The following is a 14,424-nucleotide window of genomic DNA, read 5'->3' as shown; positions in this document are numbered from 1 at the left end:
TTTGCGCCGCACGCGCACCACACTTCAGGAGCTTCTCACGTCCACTACCACTCGCCCCCGCACCGAACCCGCGCAGGCCAAGCCATCGATTCTGCGCCAACCGACCGCCGTCTGGGCCATTGCGTTCGCGTGCGCGGTCTCGTTCATGGGCATTGGCCTCGTCGACCCGATCCTGCCCGCCATCAGTCATGAGCTCGGCGCGAGCCCCAGCCAGACCATGCTGCTCTTCACCAGCTACCTTTTCATCACCGGCGCCGCAATGTTCTTCACCAGTTGGGTGTCGAGCCGCATCGGCGTGAAGCGCACGCTGCTCGCCGGCCTCGTGCTCGTCGTCGTCTTCGCCGCGCTCGCCGGGGCATCGGGCACTGTCGACGCGATCATCGGGTTCCGCGCCGGGTGGGGGCTCGGCAACGCGCTCTTCATCTCGACCGCCCTCGCCGCCATCGTCGGCGCCGCATCGGGCGGCGCGCGTCAGGCGATCGTGCTGTACGAGGCCGCGCTCGGTATCGGGCTCGCCGTCGGGCCACTGGTCGGTGGCGTGCTCGGCACCCTGTCGTGGCGCGGGCCGTTCTTCGGCACGGCGGCGCTGATGGCGATCGCGCTCATCGCGATCGTGGTGCTGCTGCGGCAGCCGAAGCGCACGGACGTCGGCGATGCCGGTGCCGCAGGCGCTGCTCCGGCGGTCGAGAAGGTGTCGATCCTCGCCGGGTTCCGCGCCCTCCGCAACCCGGCCCTCCGCTCCCTCTCGATCGTGGCGCTCTTCTACAACTTCGGGTTCTTCGTGCTGCTCGCCTACAGCCCGTACCCGATGGAAGCCGCTGCGAAGGCTGTCGGCCTCGAGTTCGGTGCGCACGAACTCGGCCTCGTGTTCTTCGGTTGGGGGCTCGCGCTCGCCATTACCTCGGTGCTCGTCGCCCCGGTGCTGACTCGCCGGCTCGGCCTGCGCCCCGTGCTCTTCTCGATGCTCACCGCGCTCACCATCTGCCTGGCGCTGCTCGGTTTCTTCGTCGACTCGCTCACCGGGCTTGTCACCGTCGTGATCATCAGCGGCCTGCTGCTCGGCGTCATGAACACCGCGCTGACCGAGGCGGTCATGGAGGCGACGGATCTGCCGCGCAACGTCGCCTCGTCTACCTACTCGGGTGTGCGCTTCATGGGCGGCGCGATCGCTCCCGCTGTTGCGGGGCCGATCTCGGAGGCGCTCGGCGCAGGCATGCCGTACTGGGTCGGTGCCGCGTCGATCATCGTCTCCATGGTGGTGCTGGCGGTCGCCGGGCGTCACCTGGCCCACATCGGTCAGCCGCACGAGAGCGCCGTTGAAGAGGCGGGCGACATCTCGGTCGGCGACGCGTAGGCGGCCGTCTGCGTTCAGCACCCGATCTGCAGTCAGCAGACTCCGTTCAGGGGTTTTCGATCCTCTGAGTGCAGATCGGGTGCTGAGTGCCGGGTGCCGGTAGGGGAGCGGGTGGCTGGCACCGTCTGCCGGGCCGCGCCAGTGTCGGTGGCGTCCGTCACAATAGAGGCATGGCCAAGAACTCCATCCCGCTCTTCCTCGACTGCGACCCCGGCATCGACGATGCGATCGCGATCGCGTACCTGCTCTGCCAGCCCGATGTCGAGCTGATCGGGCTTGCGGCGAGTGGCGGCAACGTGTCCACCGCGCAGGTCGTCGAGAACACCCTGGGCTGGCTCGAACTCGCAGGCCGCAGTGATCTGCCGGTGCATCGCGGTGTCGAGCTGCCGCTCGGTGGGGTGCACGTGCTCGACGCCCTGGCCGCCGAAGCCGGCACGGGCGGTGGAGCTCCGACAGATGGCGCGACCGGAGCGGCATCGTCGGTGGATCCCGAGTATGCCGAAGTCACTCACGGCGATACGGGTGCCGGGTACGCGGAGCTGCCGGAGCCGCGCGCCGGCGTGCGCGAATCGTCCGCGGCTGAGGCTTGGGTTGCCGCCGCGCGTGCGCACCCGGGTGAGCTCGTCGGTGTGGTGATCGGCCCGAGCACCAACCTGGCGTTGGCGCTCGAGATCGAGCCTGATCTGCCCCGCCTGCTCAAGCGACTCTTCGTGATGGGCGGCGCCTTCAACTATCGGGGCAACACCCGGCCCACCACCGAGTGGAACGTGACTTTCGACCCCGAGGCCGCCGCGCGCGTGTTCCGGGCGTTCGGCGATGCCCACGTCGTCGGTGAGGCTCCATTCGCGCCCGTGATCGGGCCGATCGAGGCGACCGAGATGGTCGAAATGACCCCCGACCGACTGCAGCGAATATTGGAAGGCGCAGATGCCGGGGCCGGCCTCGAATGGCACGCGACCCTGCACCAGCTCGGCGAAGCGCTGCGCTTCTACTTCGAGTTCCACGAGGCCGATGGGCACGGCTACCTCGCGCACATTCACGATCCGTTCGTCGTCGCCGTTGCCGTCACCTGGGCGCGAGAGCAGCGCGCCGCGCCGCCAGAGTCGCGCGAAACGGCCGAGCCTGGCAGACTTCCCTGGGCCGAGAGCGCGTTCGCGCCCGTCGACGTCGAACTCACGGGCACACTTACGCGCGGCGAAACCGTCGCCGACTGGCTGGGCCGATGGAACCGACCGGCGAACGCCGAGATCATCCGTCGCGTCGACGCCGCACGCTTTCTCGACCACCTCACGGAAACCCTGATGAAAGGACCACATCATGAACGCACGCGATAGCGTGTCTGGGCAGGGGCTCGTCAGCACGACGAGTCCCGGAGAAGCTCGCCATCACGCCCCGAAGTGGGCGTACCTGCTCACCGCAGCGGGGTCGCTCGTCATCATCGCGACCTACCTCACGGTGCTCTTCACCCAACCGCCCACACTCGGGCAAGATCTGGGCAACACCACTCTCTGGGTGATGCTCGGATACCTCGCCGGCGCAGTGCTCATCGCTGCCGGTACGCTGCCGCTCATTCCGCGCAGCATCTTCGCGCTCATGCCGATCGCCATCGCCCTGAACATCACGATCGGGCAGATCGTCGGCACGCTGACGCCCATTCCGCTCTACCTCGACTCCTTCGGCTCCGTGCTGGTCGGCGTGCTCGCCGGCCCCGCGGCCGGTGCGCTCACCGGGGTGCTCAGCAACGTGATCTGGGGCGTCGCCATCAACCCCACCGTCATCGCTTTCACCGCGGGGGCCGCCTTCGTCGGGGCAGCCGCCGGCTGGGCCGCACGCCTCGGCGCGTTCCGAGCGATCTGGTCGGCCGTCATCGCGGGCGCGATCGTCGGTGTGCCCAGCGGTGCACTCGGTGCGCCGGTCGCCGCGTTCCTCTTCGGAGGCGGGCTCGGCGTCGGCACCGGCAGCATCGTTGCGACACTCCAGGCCGCGGGTCTCGAGATGCTCAATGCCACCACCGTGCAGAGCCTCACCTCTGACACCGTCGACAAGGCGATCATCTTCCTGCTCGCCTTCCTGGTGCTGCGCACGCTGCCGAAGCGCATCGTGCGTCGATACCCGCTCGCGATGCGCTCGCTGACGCGGCGCCCCGCGGCCGTATCGCCCGCACCGGCAGCGGCTGAATCGCCCGCCACAGTCTGAGTACTCGCGTGCACGGTCGCCCGGCTTCGCACCCCGCACCCGCGTCAACGCCCGCAACGGCGGAGGCTGACGCAGGTGCGGGGTACCGGGCGACCCCCCACCCCGGCGGCGCGGAATCGACGCGCTCGGTGATCCCGCACCCCGGTGCTCAGCACCCAGTGCCCCCGCGCCGCGCCTCGCTCCTCCACCCCGCGACCGAACTGGTGCTGCTCGCCAGCGCCCTGCTCATCATCATGGGCGTTCCGTCACCGCTCGTTCCGGCGGCGGTGCTCCTCGGGTCGATCGCGACCGCGGCGGTATCCCCGCGCATCCGTTTCGTGCGTTGGCTCCTCACCTTCGCCGCGCTCGCGGTACCGATGCTCATCATGGTCGGGGTGATTCAAGGGCTGTTCTACCCCGGCGACGACCTCGAGGTGCTGTGGCGGTGGGGTGCCGCTGCACTCACCGTCGAGGGGCTCTCGGTCGCGCTGCAGCTGTGGCTGCGCGTCGCCGCCATGATCGCCGTCTGCGCACTCTTCGCGTTCGGCTCCGATTCGGCGCGCACCTTCGACGGCATGATCGCGCTGCGCGCACCGCTCGGTATCGCCTACGTATGCGCCACGGCCCTCAGCCTCGTCCCGCTGCTCCGCGCACAGGTGTCGCACGCGCTCGAAGCCCGCGCCGCCCGCGGGTGGAACACGACTCGCCTGCGCACCCGCCTGCGCCTGCTCCCCGGAATCCTCGCCGGCCTCGTCACCGCGGCGCTCGTGCAGCTCGACCAGCGCCACGACACGCTCGAGCAACGCGGATTCGGCCGTGTGCAGCGGCCCGCCGCGCTGCAAGATCACTCGGACGGGAAGACGCAGCGCGCGATTCGGTGGATCGCGCCCGCGATGAGCGTCGTGCTCGTCGTGCTCTCGGTGACCGGCGTCGTGCACCTCCCGGCCGCATCCGAACTCCTGGGGGTGCTCCGTGGGTGACCCGACTGCGCCCCGCCTTTCCGCGCGTGCGGGTGAGCCTGCGCTCGTGCTCGGTCACGCAGGGTTCCACTACACCGACGAGCCCGCACCCGCTCTCAGCGACATCGACCTGGTGCTGCACCCCGGCGAGATGCTCGCCGTGCTCGGCCCGCAGGGCGCCGGTACGTCGACGCTCTCCCGGCTGGCCGCCGGGCTGCTGGCCGACCGCGGTGCGGCGAGCGGCACCGTCGCGCTGAGCGGATCCGCCGCCATGCTGGGCGATGACCCCGAGGCCCAGCTCACTGGCATGACCAGCTTCGTCGACGACGAGGTACGCCTTCCCGTGCGACTGTCAGGCAGCACGCGCCCGGTTGACGTCGGCGCCGCGCTCGAGGCCTTCGGCATGGCGCGGCTTTCCGGCCGCCGCCTCGATGCGCTGTCGGGGGGAGAGCGCCAGCTCGTCGCGCTCGCGAGTTTGATGACACTCGACCCCGCGGTGCTCGTACTCGACCAGCCCGCACTGTCGCTCGACCCGAGCGCGCGGCTGCTGTTGCGGCAGGCGCTCGCCCGCTTCTGCGCGCGCGGCGGCGCCGTGCTGCTCGCGGGGCACCAATACGACGAGCTCGCAGCGGCGGCGGATCGCGTCGACTTTCTGCGCGCGGGGCGTCTCGTGAGCGGCGCCGCGCCCGCTGAGGTCGACAGTGCGATGTTGACCTCGCACGGGGTGTGGAACGCGCTGGGGGCGGATGATCCTGCACCGGAACGCATGTCGAAACCTGCCGAGGTAATCGTCTCGGAACCCGCCTCGGTGCGCACCGCGCTGCGGGTGCACGATCTCACGGTCGAGCGCGACGGGACCCAGGTGCTCGACGGGGTCGACCTCGACGTCGCTGCCGGTCACGTGCTGGCGGTCGTCGGGGCGAACGGCGCGGGCAAATCGACGCTGCTGCGTGCGGTTGCCGGGCTGCTGGAGCGATTCGCGCGCGTGACCGGGCTGCTGAGCGTGGAGTGTGCCGTCGCTGGCGGTATCGGCACTTCGGTCGACGGTACGTCGGTCGCCGGCACGGTGCACGAACTCGGGGATGCGCCTGCATCACAGCGCGCTGGATTCGTGGGTTGGGTGGGGCAGGATCCGGGGGCGCAGCTCTCAGCGGCGACGGTGAGTGCGGAACTCGAGCGCGCGGCGCCGTTGCCGCGACACCGCCGACGTGATCGCGCCGGTCTGCGTGCTGAGCGTGCCGAACGATCCGCCGCGCTGCTTGAACGTGTGGGTCTTGCGTCACAGGCGGCAGAACACCCGTACGATCTCACGCCCGATCAGCGCAAAGACCTCGTCATCGCCTCCGCGCTGCTGCTCGAACCGGGTGTGCTGCTGCTCGATGAGCCGACGCTCGGGCGCGACCTCGCAGGGATGCGCCGACTCGAACGCATCATCACCGACGTCACCGCAGCAGGCGGTGCGGTCGTACTGACGACGCACGACCTGCGGTGGGCGACGCAAGTGGCGACCAGGGTTCAGCAGTTGCCGATTCGGTGAGAGATTCGGCTTCGGTCAGAGTGCTGGGCCGAAAGTCACTCACCGAAGCCGAATCTCCGACCTAGGCCGCACCACCCCGCCCCGGCCGCCCCGCTGATACGATGGCCCTCCCGAAAGGCGGGATCATGCACTTCACTGCCACGCACACCATCGACGCGAGCGTTACCGAGCGCGCGTTCACGCTCGGCGAGTTCTCCGGACTGCTCTGGACACCGACGACCGCGACGCCTGCTGCTCCAGCACCGCTCATTCTCATGGGGCAGCCGGGCGGACTCGGCATTCGCCGCATGTACCCGCGCCTCGCGGCTCGTGCGCGAGCGGCCGCCGAGCACGGCTTCGCTTCGGCGGCGATCGAACTGCCGGGTGCCGGAGAACGCACGCCTCTCCCCGATGCTGACCAGGCGCGCAACGACCTGCGCGCAGTACTCGCTGCGGGGAGTGCGCCGAGCGCCGACGTGATCGACCGGCTGATTCTGCCGCTCGTCGATCAGGCAGTTCCCGAGTGGCAGCGCACGCTCGACACGGTGCTTGAGCTGCCGGAGATCGGCGATCGTGTGGGCTTTTCGGGTGGCGTCATCGCGGTCGGGGTGCGACTCGCTGCCATCGACCCGCGCATCACCGCTGCGGGCCTGTTTGCCGGCAGCTACGTGCCCCGGCACACGATGGAAGAGGCGCGCGGGGTGACGATCCCGCTCCACGTGCTGCTGCAGTGGGACGACGCGGGCAACGATCGCGGCATGGCACTCGAACTCTTCGACGCGTTCGGATCGACGGAGAAAACGCTCGCTGCCAACATGGGCGGGCACACGGGGGTGCCGGCGCATGCGGGCGACGATGCGATGCGATTCTTCGTGCGGCACGTGAGCGCTGAGTCGCACGAGTCACGGTTGCGCGAGTGAGCGCGACGCACCGGAGGCTGGCGACCTGCAGCTAGGGTGGTGCGGTGCGCACGTGCGTGCGCGATCGGAGGTCGCCCATGTCGATGCAGGAGCGCGGAGCGTCACGTCTCGCGAAGGGCGCGCACGCCGCGACGCGGGCACGCATCGCATCGGGGCGACCGTCCGAACCCGAGGCCGGCGCGCCCCAGATTCTCGTGCACTCGGTCGCCGACGGAGACGTGGGCCCAGTCACGGTCAGCGAGACGTTTGCACACGCGCTGCAGCAGGCACCGAGCGGGTCGATCGCTCGGGCGATCCTCACCCACCCCGACGCTGACGCGATCGCCGAGATCGCGTCGCTCTGGCAGCTGCACCCGGTGCTCGTCGAAGACCTGCTGCACGCCGGCCAGCGCCCCAAGGTCGAGCGCTACGGCGACGTGCTGTTCATCGTGCTGAAAGCAGCGCACTACATCGACGAGCGGGAGGACGTCGAATTCTCTGAATTCCACCTGCTGGTGCGCCACGATGCCCTCGTGATCATCTGCCAAGACGGGCGATCGATTGACGGCTCGCCGATCCCGAATCCCCTCGACATCTCCGCAGGATCTCCCCTTATCACCCGCGAGTACCTCGATGCGGATCGCCAACTGCTGCGACTCGGAGCCGAAGCCATGGCATATCGGCTGCTCGACGAGGTCGTCGACCAGTACTTCCCGGTGCTCGACGGATTGCAGATCGACCAGGAGCAAATCGAACGCCAGGTGTTCAGCGGGGACGCCGCCGCGGCCGAGCGCATCTACCACCTGAGCCAAGAAGTGATCGACGTGCTGCACGCCTCCGCAGCGCTCACGCGCCTCACCCAGCGTCTGCGTCGCGGCGCCGACCAGTACGCGATTCCTGAAGAGCTCCAGTCGTATCTGCAAGACGTGTCGGATCACCTCACGCGCGTCAGCTCCGAGGCCACTGAGCTGCGAGACGCACTCTCACAGATCCTCACCGTCAACTCGACCCTGGTCGCCCAACGGCAGAACGACGACATGAAGAAGATCTCGGGGTGGGCGGCGATCCTGTTCGCCCCGACCCTCATCGCCGCGGTCTACGGCATGAACTTCGATCAGATGCCCGAACTGCACTGGGCATTCGGATACCCGCTCGCCGTCGGCGGCATGGTGGGGTTCGCGGCGCTGCTCTACGGGGTGTTCCGCTGGAAGAAGTGGATGTAGAGCTGCCGCTGTGGCGGCACCGGGCGCGGACGCCCAACGCGATGCGTTGGTCGTCAGCGCCCGCCAGTCGCCAAGCGCATGAGGTCGCTGTCGAGGTCGATGCCGAGCTCCGTGCCGCCCGCGCTGCCGTACGAGTGCTGGTAGGCGCCCCACGACTCACCGCGCACCGACTCGCGGAACCCGCCGGCGACCAGCGCCACGAGCTCAGCGGCGGCGCGCTCGATGCGTGAGCCGAACTCCCGACTGTTCCAGTCGTCGGGCGCCGCGAAGAGCCCGGTCGGCACGGTGATGGTGCGCAGATACGAGAACAGGCCGCGCAGCTGATCATCGACGACGAGTGCGTGGCGCGCACTCCCGGCGGTCGCGCCGAGCACCACGGGGGTGCCGATGAGCAGGTCGTTGTCGAGCACTTGGAAGAACGCGGTGAAGAGTCCGCTCGCCCCCGCCTTGTAGACCGGTGTGGAGGCGACGATCGCGTCGGCGTCGCGCATAATGTCGCTTGCCGCCTGCAGTGCGGGGGAGACGTGCTGCGTCACGAGGGCGGTCGTCACGTCTTCGGCGAGTGCGCGCAGGTCGACGAAGCGAATGCGCAGCTCGATGCCGCGCTGCGCCGCGATCTCGGCGGCCTTGTCGGCGACGCGGTTGGCGAGCATCGTCGTGGTCGACGGGTCGCTGGTGCCGGCGCTCACGACGGCGAGGGTGCGGGGCTGCGTGGCGGCCGGCTCGGTGACGGTGCCGTCGAAGGGGGTGGTCATGGGGTGCTCCTCGAGCGTGTTGCAGTGAAGATTACGGGGGAGGGCGGATCAGGCCGCGTCACCGTGACCGGTGAGTTTGCCGGCGAGGCGACGCAGATCCTGCATCTCATCTGGAGTGAGTGCGGCGCCGAGCTGGCGGGCGACGCTCTTCGCGTGGGCCCGACCGACCTGCTGCTGCAGGGTCGCTCCTGCCTCGGTGAGGCCGAGCAGCACGGCGCGGCCGTCTTGCGGATCGGGCTCGCGGGCGATGAAGCCCCGGGTCGCGAGCCGATCCACCATGCGCGACAGGGCGGGCTGGCTGAGCAGCACCCCGCTCTGCACGTCGCACATGCGCATCGGCTCGCGCCGCTTGGCCAGCGTGTACAGCACGTCGTATTCGCGCATGCTCACTTCCGACCACATCTGCTCGGCGGCGAAGACCTGCATGAGTGCCGAGTGCGCAGACATCACGGATTCCCACGCCTCGTTGGCGAGGCGTACGTCGATGCGAGCTGGCTGTTCCATCTCGAGTGCTCCTTCGTGCGTGGTCATGCGGTTCGCCCAGTCGGTGCGGCGGGGTGCCGCGGGCGGCGGATCAGCTGATGCCGAATGCCGCGCCCTGCTTGGCCGGGGAGTCCTGGTAGGGCGATCCTCCGGTTACATTGTCGCCCCGATTGGCGTTCGGCCGCGGCTGACGCGGCGCCTGGTCGCCGTATTTGGCGGTGACGAGGCTTGCGTGCGACGGTGATTCGGGCACCTCGGGATCGCGATCCTTCGCCATCTCGGCGCGCAGCACGGGCAGCACCTCTGACCCGAAGAGATCGAGCTGCTCGAGCACGGTCTTCGTCGGCAGGCCGGCGTGGTCGATGAGGAACATCTGGCGCTGGTAGTCGCCGAACACCTCGCGGAAGCCGAGGGTCTTGTCGATGACCTCCTGCGGGCTGCCGACGGTCAGCGGGGTCTGGCTCGTGAAATCTTCCATGCGCGGGCCGTGACCGTACACCGGCGCCTCGTTGAAGTAGGGGCGGAACTGCGCGACCGCATCTTGCGAGTTCTTTGCCATGAATGCCTGGCCGCCGAGGCCGACGATCGCCTGCTTCTGCGTGCCGTGGCCGTAGTGCTCGAAGCGCTCGCGGTAGAAGCGCACGAGACGCAGGAAGTGCTCTGAGGGTGCGAAGAGGTGGTTCGCGAAGAAGCCGTCGCCGTAGAAGGCGGCCTGCTCGGCGATCTCGGGGGTGCGGATCGAGCCGTGCCACACGAACGGGGGCACGTCGTCGAGGGGTCGCGGCGTGCTCGTGAACCCCTGCAGCGGGGTGCGGAAGTTACCGTCGTAGTCGACGACGTCTTCGCGCCACAGGCGGTGCAGCAGGTTGTAGCTGTCGAGTGCGAGCGGCAGCGCCGAGCGGATGTCTTTGCCGAACCAGGGGTACACGGGCGCCGTGTTGCCGCGGCCGAGCATGAGGTCCATGCGCCCGCCGGCGAGGTGCTGCAGCATCGCGTACTCTTCGGCGATGCGCACCGGGTCGTTCGTGGTGATGAGCGTGGTACTCGTCGAGAGCTTCAGCGTCTTCGTCATCGCCGCGATGTAGGCGAGGAAGGTGGTCGGGCTCGAGGAGAAGAAGGGGGCGTTGTGGTGCTCGCCGACGGCGAAGACGTCGAAGCCGACCTCTTCGGCGTGCACCGCGATTTGCGCGAGGCCCTGAATGCGCTCGGCCTCGCTCGGCGTCTCGCCGGATACCGGGTCGCGGGTGACGTCGCTGACCGAGAAGATCCCGAATTCCATGATGTGACTCCTGTGTATCGTCGGGTGCCGTGCGGGTGACGGAACCTCGTGTGCGTCATTTGTATGCGCTTGCATGTAAATGTAACACGGGTCACGCGGTTTCATTCCCGATACCCTGAAATCAATGTCTGAATTCCCTCGAAGTGCGCGCGATCGCGCCGGATCGCCCGGCCGTCGCACCCTCTGGTACGCCGTGGGCGGTGCCTCGCTCGCCGGGGTGCTCGCCGTCGGTGCTGCGGCGATCCTGTTCGCAACGGGGGCGTTCGCCGGCGCCGATATGCCTGCGACCGCGCCCGATGCCGGCGGAAACCGCGACGCGTCGCAGTCCGAGGAGTCTTCCGGTGCGGGAGACTCCGCCGCACCGTCAGCACCGGCGACTGGCCTCCCGGTTGCCGACCCTGCCTGGGTGACCCGCATGTCTGCCGCGAGCGGGGTGCCCGAACGCGCCCTCAGTGCCTACGCGATGGCCGAGCTGACGCTCGTGCAGGAGCAGCCCGGGTGTCGACTCGGCTGGAACATGCTCGCCGGCATCGGCACGGTCGAGTCAGACCACGGCCGCATCAACGGCTCGCGCATGCTCGCCGACGGCACCACCACGCCGCGCATCATCGGGGTGCCCCTCGACGGCACCAAATTCTTGGCGACCCCCGACACCGACGGCGGTGCGATCGACGGCGACCCCGAGTGGGATCGCGCGGTAGGGCCCATGCAGTTCATTCCGAGCACCTGGGCGATGTTCGGTCGCGATGGCAACGGCGACGGCCGCATCGACATCGATCAGATCGACGACGCGGCGCTGTCGGCCGCAACACTGCTGTGCGACCCCGGTCTCGACCTCACGGTCGGTGAGAACTGGATCGCCGCTCTTGACGGCTACAACCCGAGCGCCTCGTACAACAACGATGTGGCGGACGCTGCGGAGTTCTACGCACAGCTCGGGTCTGGCTGAGGGAGCGCGGCCCGGCGCGGGCCGGCGTTCACCCGGTGTCGACCGGGTCTCGACCCGGTCTCGACCCCAACGCTTGAGGGCGGTGCCAGATCAGGTGATCCGGCACCGCCCTCAAGTGTTGGCGCGGCGAGTGCGTGTGCTTACGCCTCGCTCAGCAGCGACTGGATGCGGCGCACGCCCTCGAGGATCGCGTCGTCTCCGAGCGCGTAGCTGAAGCGCAGGTAGCCGCTGGGGCCGAAGGCTTCGCCGGGTACCGCTGCGACCTCGGCCTCAGACAAGATGAGGTCTGCGAGCTCGAGCGACGTCGTCGGGGTGACTCCGCGATAGGTCTTGCCGAGCGCGGCGGTGACGTCGACGTAGGCGTAGAAGGCGCCCTCGGGCGTCGGGCAGTTGAAGCCGGGCACCGCGTTGAGCTCCGCGACGATCAGCTTGCGGCGGCGATCGAACGCGAGGCGCATGTCTTCGATCGGCTGCTGCGGGCCGGTGAGCGCCGCGATGGCCGCGCGCTGCGCGATGTTGTTGACGTTCGAGGTCAGGTGCGACTGCAGGTTCGAGGCGCCCTTGACGATGTCGGCGGGGGCGATGAGCCAGCCCAGACGCCACCCCGTCATGGCGTAGGTCTTCGCCACGCCGTTGACCAGGATCGTGCGGTCTTGCAGCGCCGGCACGGCCTCGACGATCGAGACCGCGCGCACGCCGTCGTAGGTGAGGTTCTGGTAGATCTCATCCGCGATGATCCACAGGCCGTTCGCGTCGGCCCATTCGCCGATCGCCCGGGTCTCTTCGGGGGAGTAGACCGCGCCGGTCGGGTTCGACGGCGACACGAAGAGCAGCACCTTGGTGCGCTCGGTGCGTGCGGCCTCGAGCTGCTCGACGGTGACCTTGTAGTGCTGCTCGGCGCCCGCGAATACCTCGACGGGCACGCCGTCGGCGAGCTGAATCGCCTCGGGGTACGTGGTCCAGTACGGCGCGGGCAGCAGCACCTCGTCGCCCGGATCGAGCAGCGCCTGGAACGCCTGGTAGACCGCCTGCTTGCCGCCGTTAGTGACGACCACCTGCGACGGCTCGATGGCCCAGCCCGAGTCGCGCGCCGTCTTCTCGGCGATCGCCTGCTTCAGCTCGGGCAGGCCGGCGGCCGCGGTGTAGCGGAAGTTCTTCGGGTCATCGAGTGCTGCGCGGGCGGCAGCCACGATGTGGTCGGGCGTTGCGAAATCAGGCTCGCCTGCGGCGTAGCTGATCACAGGGCGACCCTCGGCCTGGAGGGCCTTCGCCTTGGCGTCGACCTTGAGCGTCGCGGACTCGGCGATGGCGGAAATCTTCTTCGACAAACGGGAGATGTGGCTCACGGTTCGATCCTACTCGGGGGTGCCGACATTGGGGGCATGCGTGGCGGGGCGATCGGTGGAGGGTCAGGGGTCAGTAGTACTCGCCGTGGCGGTAGTCCCAGCTGGGGAAGACGTCGGAGAGATTCATCATGATGCGGTCGATGTCGAGGCCCTTTCGAATCATGACGGGTGCCGGTGTCACCGAGCGCTCGCCGTGCTGCTCGGGAACCAGTGCACCCTCGGCATCGACGAAGGAGACCATGACGCCCTGTTCGTACCGCGTTTCAAGCGTGGCGTCGGGCTGAATCGAGCGCACGTAGTCGTCGGCCTCAATGATGAGGTCGGCCTCGGTGGCAATGGCGTCGCCGATTCCGGCGACCACCCCGCGGTTGCCCTTGCCCGAGGGATTCGCCGAACTCGCGAACGTGAGTCCATTGCCGTCGGCCCACCGAGCCGCGACGATCCGCTCGCCGGGAATCCCGAAGCGAATGACGAAGCAGCTCGTTCCTCGGCCGTCCATCACGCGGTCTGCGGTGCCGTCATCGGGAAGGATCGCGCGGCCCTCCTCGCGCCAGGGCAGAATGCAGCCCATCAAGATGTCCTGGTCCCAGTGCCGCTGATAGAACTCCTCGATCTCGGGGGTGATCTCGGCGAGTGCGCGCAACTGATCCATCGAGCCGCACAGCACGACGCCGGGCTTGTTCAGCGCGCGCTGCTTGACGGCGAACTTGCGATCGAGACTCGCTCGATCAGAGGTGAGGATGATGTAGCCGACCTTGGTCGGGCAGACGACGATGTTGCCTCCCGCGCCCAGCAGGTCGATGGCTTCGGGCTGCACATCACCATTCCATTGCACTCGCGTCACTGCTGCGTTCTCCTTCTGCTGGGGCGCTGTTGCGCCGGGAATCAATCTAATGGTGGATCACCTTATCTTCATCCGATGATACGCATCGGTGTCCGCGACGCGCCCGGGGAGGGGGTGCCCGGTTCGACACTGGAGGAGGGATCGCGTAGAGTGATCCGTGGTAGTTGACTTCTGCCAAAATTTCCTGTGCCTGCGAGGTGCGGGTGAGGTCGGAAGTTTCTCCCATAGGGCAGTGGCGCAATTGGTAGCGCAGCGGTCTCCAAAACCGCAGGTTGCAGGTTCGAGTCCTGTCTGCCCTGCCACATCCGTCCGGCGCGAGAGCGCCGGACGGTGGCAATGGAAAGGACGAATGCGATGAGCAGCACAGAAGTCGAGGAGAGCGGCGGCCTCGTCGAGCGCGCCAAGGCTGATCGCGCCGCGAAGCGCAATTGGTTCAGCCGAATCGCTCTCTTCATCCAGCAGGTCATCGCCGAGCTGAAGAAGGTCGTCACCCCGACCCGCAAGGAGCTCGTCAACTTCACCATCGTCGTGATCGTCTTCGTGATCGTGATGATGGCGCTGGTGTGGGCGCTCGACCAGGTCTTCGGGTTCGTCACGGTCTTCATATTCGGAACGACGCTCGGCTGATTAGCCGTACGCCGA

14 protein-coding genes and 1 tRNA gene are annotated in these 14,424 nt (G+C 68.4%); 10 read left to right on the top strand and 5 right to left on the bottom strand.

The window, feature by feature from the left end; genetic code table 11:
• Window position 1: 1 nt before the first annotated feature.
• From AMS67_RS09550 to AMS67_RS09520, 7 genes are all read left to right on the top strand, one after another.
• Window positions 2-1,354: an MFS transporter gene (locus AMS67_RS09550; RefSeq protein ID WP_082305424.1), complete on the top strand. Its 1,353-nt coding sequence runs from the start codon at window positions 2-4 to the stop codon at window positions 1,352-1,354.
• 170 nt (window positions 1,355-1,524) lie between these two features.
• Entirely contained in the window at window positions 1,525-2,688 is a 1,164-nt protein-coding gene (locus AMS67_RS09545) for a nucleoside hydrolase (protein WP_053387174.1), read from the top strand.
• Complete coding sequence (locus AMS67_RS09540) at window positions 2,672-3,550, top strand: hypothetical protein (protein ID WP_053387173.1); 879 nt, start codon at window positions 2,672-2,674, stop codon at window positions 3,548-3,550. Before AMS67_RS09545 ends, AMS67_RS09540 begins: the two co-directional genes overlap by 17 nt.
• An 8-nt stretch (window positions 3,551-3,558) precedes the next feature.
• The gene (locus tag AMS67_RS09535) at window positions 3,559-4,509 is read left to right on the top strand and encodes an energy-coupling factor transporter transmembrane component T family protein (RefSeq protein WP_241488039.1); all 951 of its coding nucleotides are present in this window, start codon (window positions 3,559-3,561) and stop codon (window positions 4,507-4,509) included.
• A 46-nt stretch (window positions 4,510-4,555) separates the two neighbouring features.
• Window positions 4,556-6,025, top strand: a complete 1,470-nt coding sequence (locus AMS67_RS09530) for an ATP-binding cassette domain-containing protein (protein ID WP_156316605.1) — start codon at window positions 4,556-4,558, stop codon at window positions 6,023-6,025.
• A gap of 125 nt (window positions 6,026-6,150) precedes the next feature.
• Window positions 6,151-6,924 (top strand): dienelactone hydrolase family protein, encoded by a 774-nt coding sequence (locus AMS67_RS09525; RefSeq protein WP_053387438.1) that lies wholly within the window; start codon window positions 6,151-6,153, stop codon window positions 6,922-6,924.
• 83 nt (window positions 6,925-7,007) lie between these two features.
• Window positions 7,008-8,126, top strand: coding sequence for a magnesium and cobalt transport protein CorA (locus AMS67_RS09520; RefSeq protein ID WP_082305473.1), 1,119 nt, complete (start codon window positions 7,008-7,010; stop codon window positions 8,124-8,126).
• A gap of 53 nt (window positions 8,127-8,179) precedes the next feature.
• Here the strand turns inward: AMS67_RS09520 and AMS67_RS09515 are convergent, their stop codons facing one another.
• The 3 genes from AMS67_RS09515 to AMS67_RS09505 all read right to left on the bottom strand — a co-directional run bounded on the left by AMS67_RS09515 (window position 8,180) and on the right by AMS67_RS09505 (window position 10,643).
• Window positions 8,180-8,881: a CE1759 family FMN reductase gene (locus tag AMS67_RS09515; RefSeq protein ID WP_053387171.1), complete on the bottom strand. Its 702-nt coding sequence runs from the start codon at window positions 8,879-8,881 to the stop codon at window positions 8,180-8,182.
• 48 nt (window positions 8,882-8,929) lie between these two features.
• A complete protein-coding gene (locus AMS67_RS09510; RefSeq protein WP_053387170.1) occupies window positions 8,930-9,385 on the bottom strand; it encodes a MarR family winged helix-turn-helix transcriptional regulator in 456 nt (151 codons plus the stop codon).
• Between the two features lie 70 nt (window positions 9,386-9,455).
• Window positions 9,456-10,643 (bottom strand): CE1758 family FMN-dependent luciferase-like monooxygenase, encoded by a 1,188-nt coding sequence (locus AMS67_RS09505; protein ID WP_053387169.1) that lies wholly within the window; start codon window positions 10,641-10,643, stop codon window positions 9,456-9,458.
• Window positions 10,644-10,767: 124 nt separating this feature from the next.
• Here AMS67_RS09505 and AMS67_RS09500 point away from each other — a divergent pair, with 124 nt between their 5' ends.
• Entirely contained in the window at window positions 10,768-11,592 is an 825-nt protein-coding gene (locus AMS67_RS09500; protein ID WP_241488037.1) for a lytic transglycosylase domain-containing protein, read from the top strand.
• A 140-nt stretch (window positions 11,593-11,732) separates the two neighbouring features.
• Here AMS67_RS09500 and AMS67_RS09495 read toward each other — a convergent pair whose 3' ends face one another.
• A complete protein-coding gene (locus tag AMS67_RS09495) occupies window positions 11,733-12,938 on the bottom strand; it encodes a pyridoxal phosphate-dependent aminotransferase (protein ID WP_053387168.1) in 1,206 nt (401 codons plus the stop codon).
• Between the two features lie 70 nt (window positions 12,939-13,008).
• Entirely contained in the window at window positions 13,009-13,782 is a 774-nt protein-coding gene (locus tag AMS67_RS09490) for an L-threonylcarbamoyladenylate synthase (RefSeq protein ID WP_053387167.1), read from the bottom strand.
• A gap of 226 nt (window positions 13,783-14,008) precedes the next feature.
• Between AMS67_RS09490 and AMS67_RS09485 the strand changes: the two genes are divergently transcribed.
• Together AMS67_RS09485 and secE are read left to right on the top strand one after the other, a co-directional pair.
• Window positions 14,009-14,084 (top strand) — tRNA-Trp (locus AMS67_RS09485).
• A gap of 52 nt (window positions 14,085-14,136) precedes the next feature.
• A complete protein-coding gene (secE, locus tag AMS67_RS09480; protein WP_053352673.1) occupies window positions 14,137-14,409 on the top strand; it encodes a preprotein translocase subunit SecE in 273 nt (90 codons plus the stop codon).
• Window positions 14,410-14,424 lie beyond the last annotated feature (15 nt).

The organism is Leucobacter japonicus (assembly GCF_001273855.1).
In the GTDB taxonomy this organism is placed as follows: domain Bacteria; phylum Actinomycetota; class Actinomycetes; order Actinomycetales; family Microbacteriaceae; genus Leucobacter; species Leucobacter japonicus.
Note: the sequence above shows the minus strand (reverse complement) of the source record. Positions and strands in the feature narration are given on the sequence as shown.

Bases quoted from the DNA above. Each gene is read 5' to 3' on its own strand.
- AMS67_RS09545 (WP_053387174.1), top strand. From the start codon at position 1,525: ATGGCCAAGAACTCCATCCCGCTCTTCCTCGACTGCGACCCCGGCATC.
- AMS67_RS09540 (WP_053387173.1), top strand. From the start codon at position 2,672: ATGAACGCACGCGATAGCGTGTCTGGGCAGGGGCTCGTCAGCACGACG.
- AMS67_RS09525 (WP_053387438.1), top strand. From the start codon at position 6,151: ATGCACTTCACTGCCACGCACACCATCGACGCGAGCGTTACCGAGCGC.
- AMS67_RS09520 (WP_082305473.1), top strand. From the start codon at position 7,008: ATGCAGGAGCGCGGAGCGTCACGTCTCGCGAAGGGCGCGCACGCCGCG.
- AMS67_RS09515 (WP_053387171.1), bottom strand. From the start codon at position 8,881: ATGACCACCCCCTTCGACGGCACCGTCACCGAGCCGGCCGCCACGCAG.
- AMS67_RS09510 (WP_053387170.1), bottom strand. From the start codon at position 9,385: ATGGAACAGCCAGCTCGCATCGACGTACGCCTCGCCAACGAGGCGTGG.
- AMS67_RS09505 (WP_053387169.1), bottom strand. From the start codon at position 10,643: ATGGAATTCGGGATCTTCTCGGTCAGCGACGTCACCCGCGACCCGGTA.
- AMS67_RS09500 (WP_241488037.1), top strand. From the start codon at position 10,768: ATGTCTGAATTCCCTCGAAGTGCGCGCGATCGCGCCGGATCGCCCGGC.
- secE (WP_053352673.1), top strand. From the start codon at position 14,137: ATGAGCAGCACAGAAGTCGAGGAGAGCGGCGGCCTCGTCGAGCGCGCC.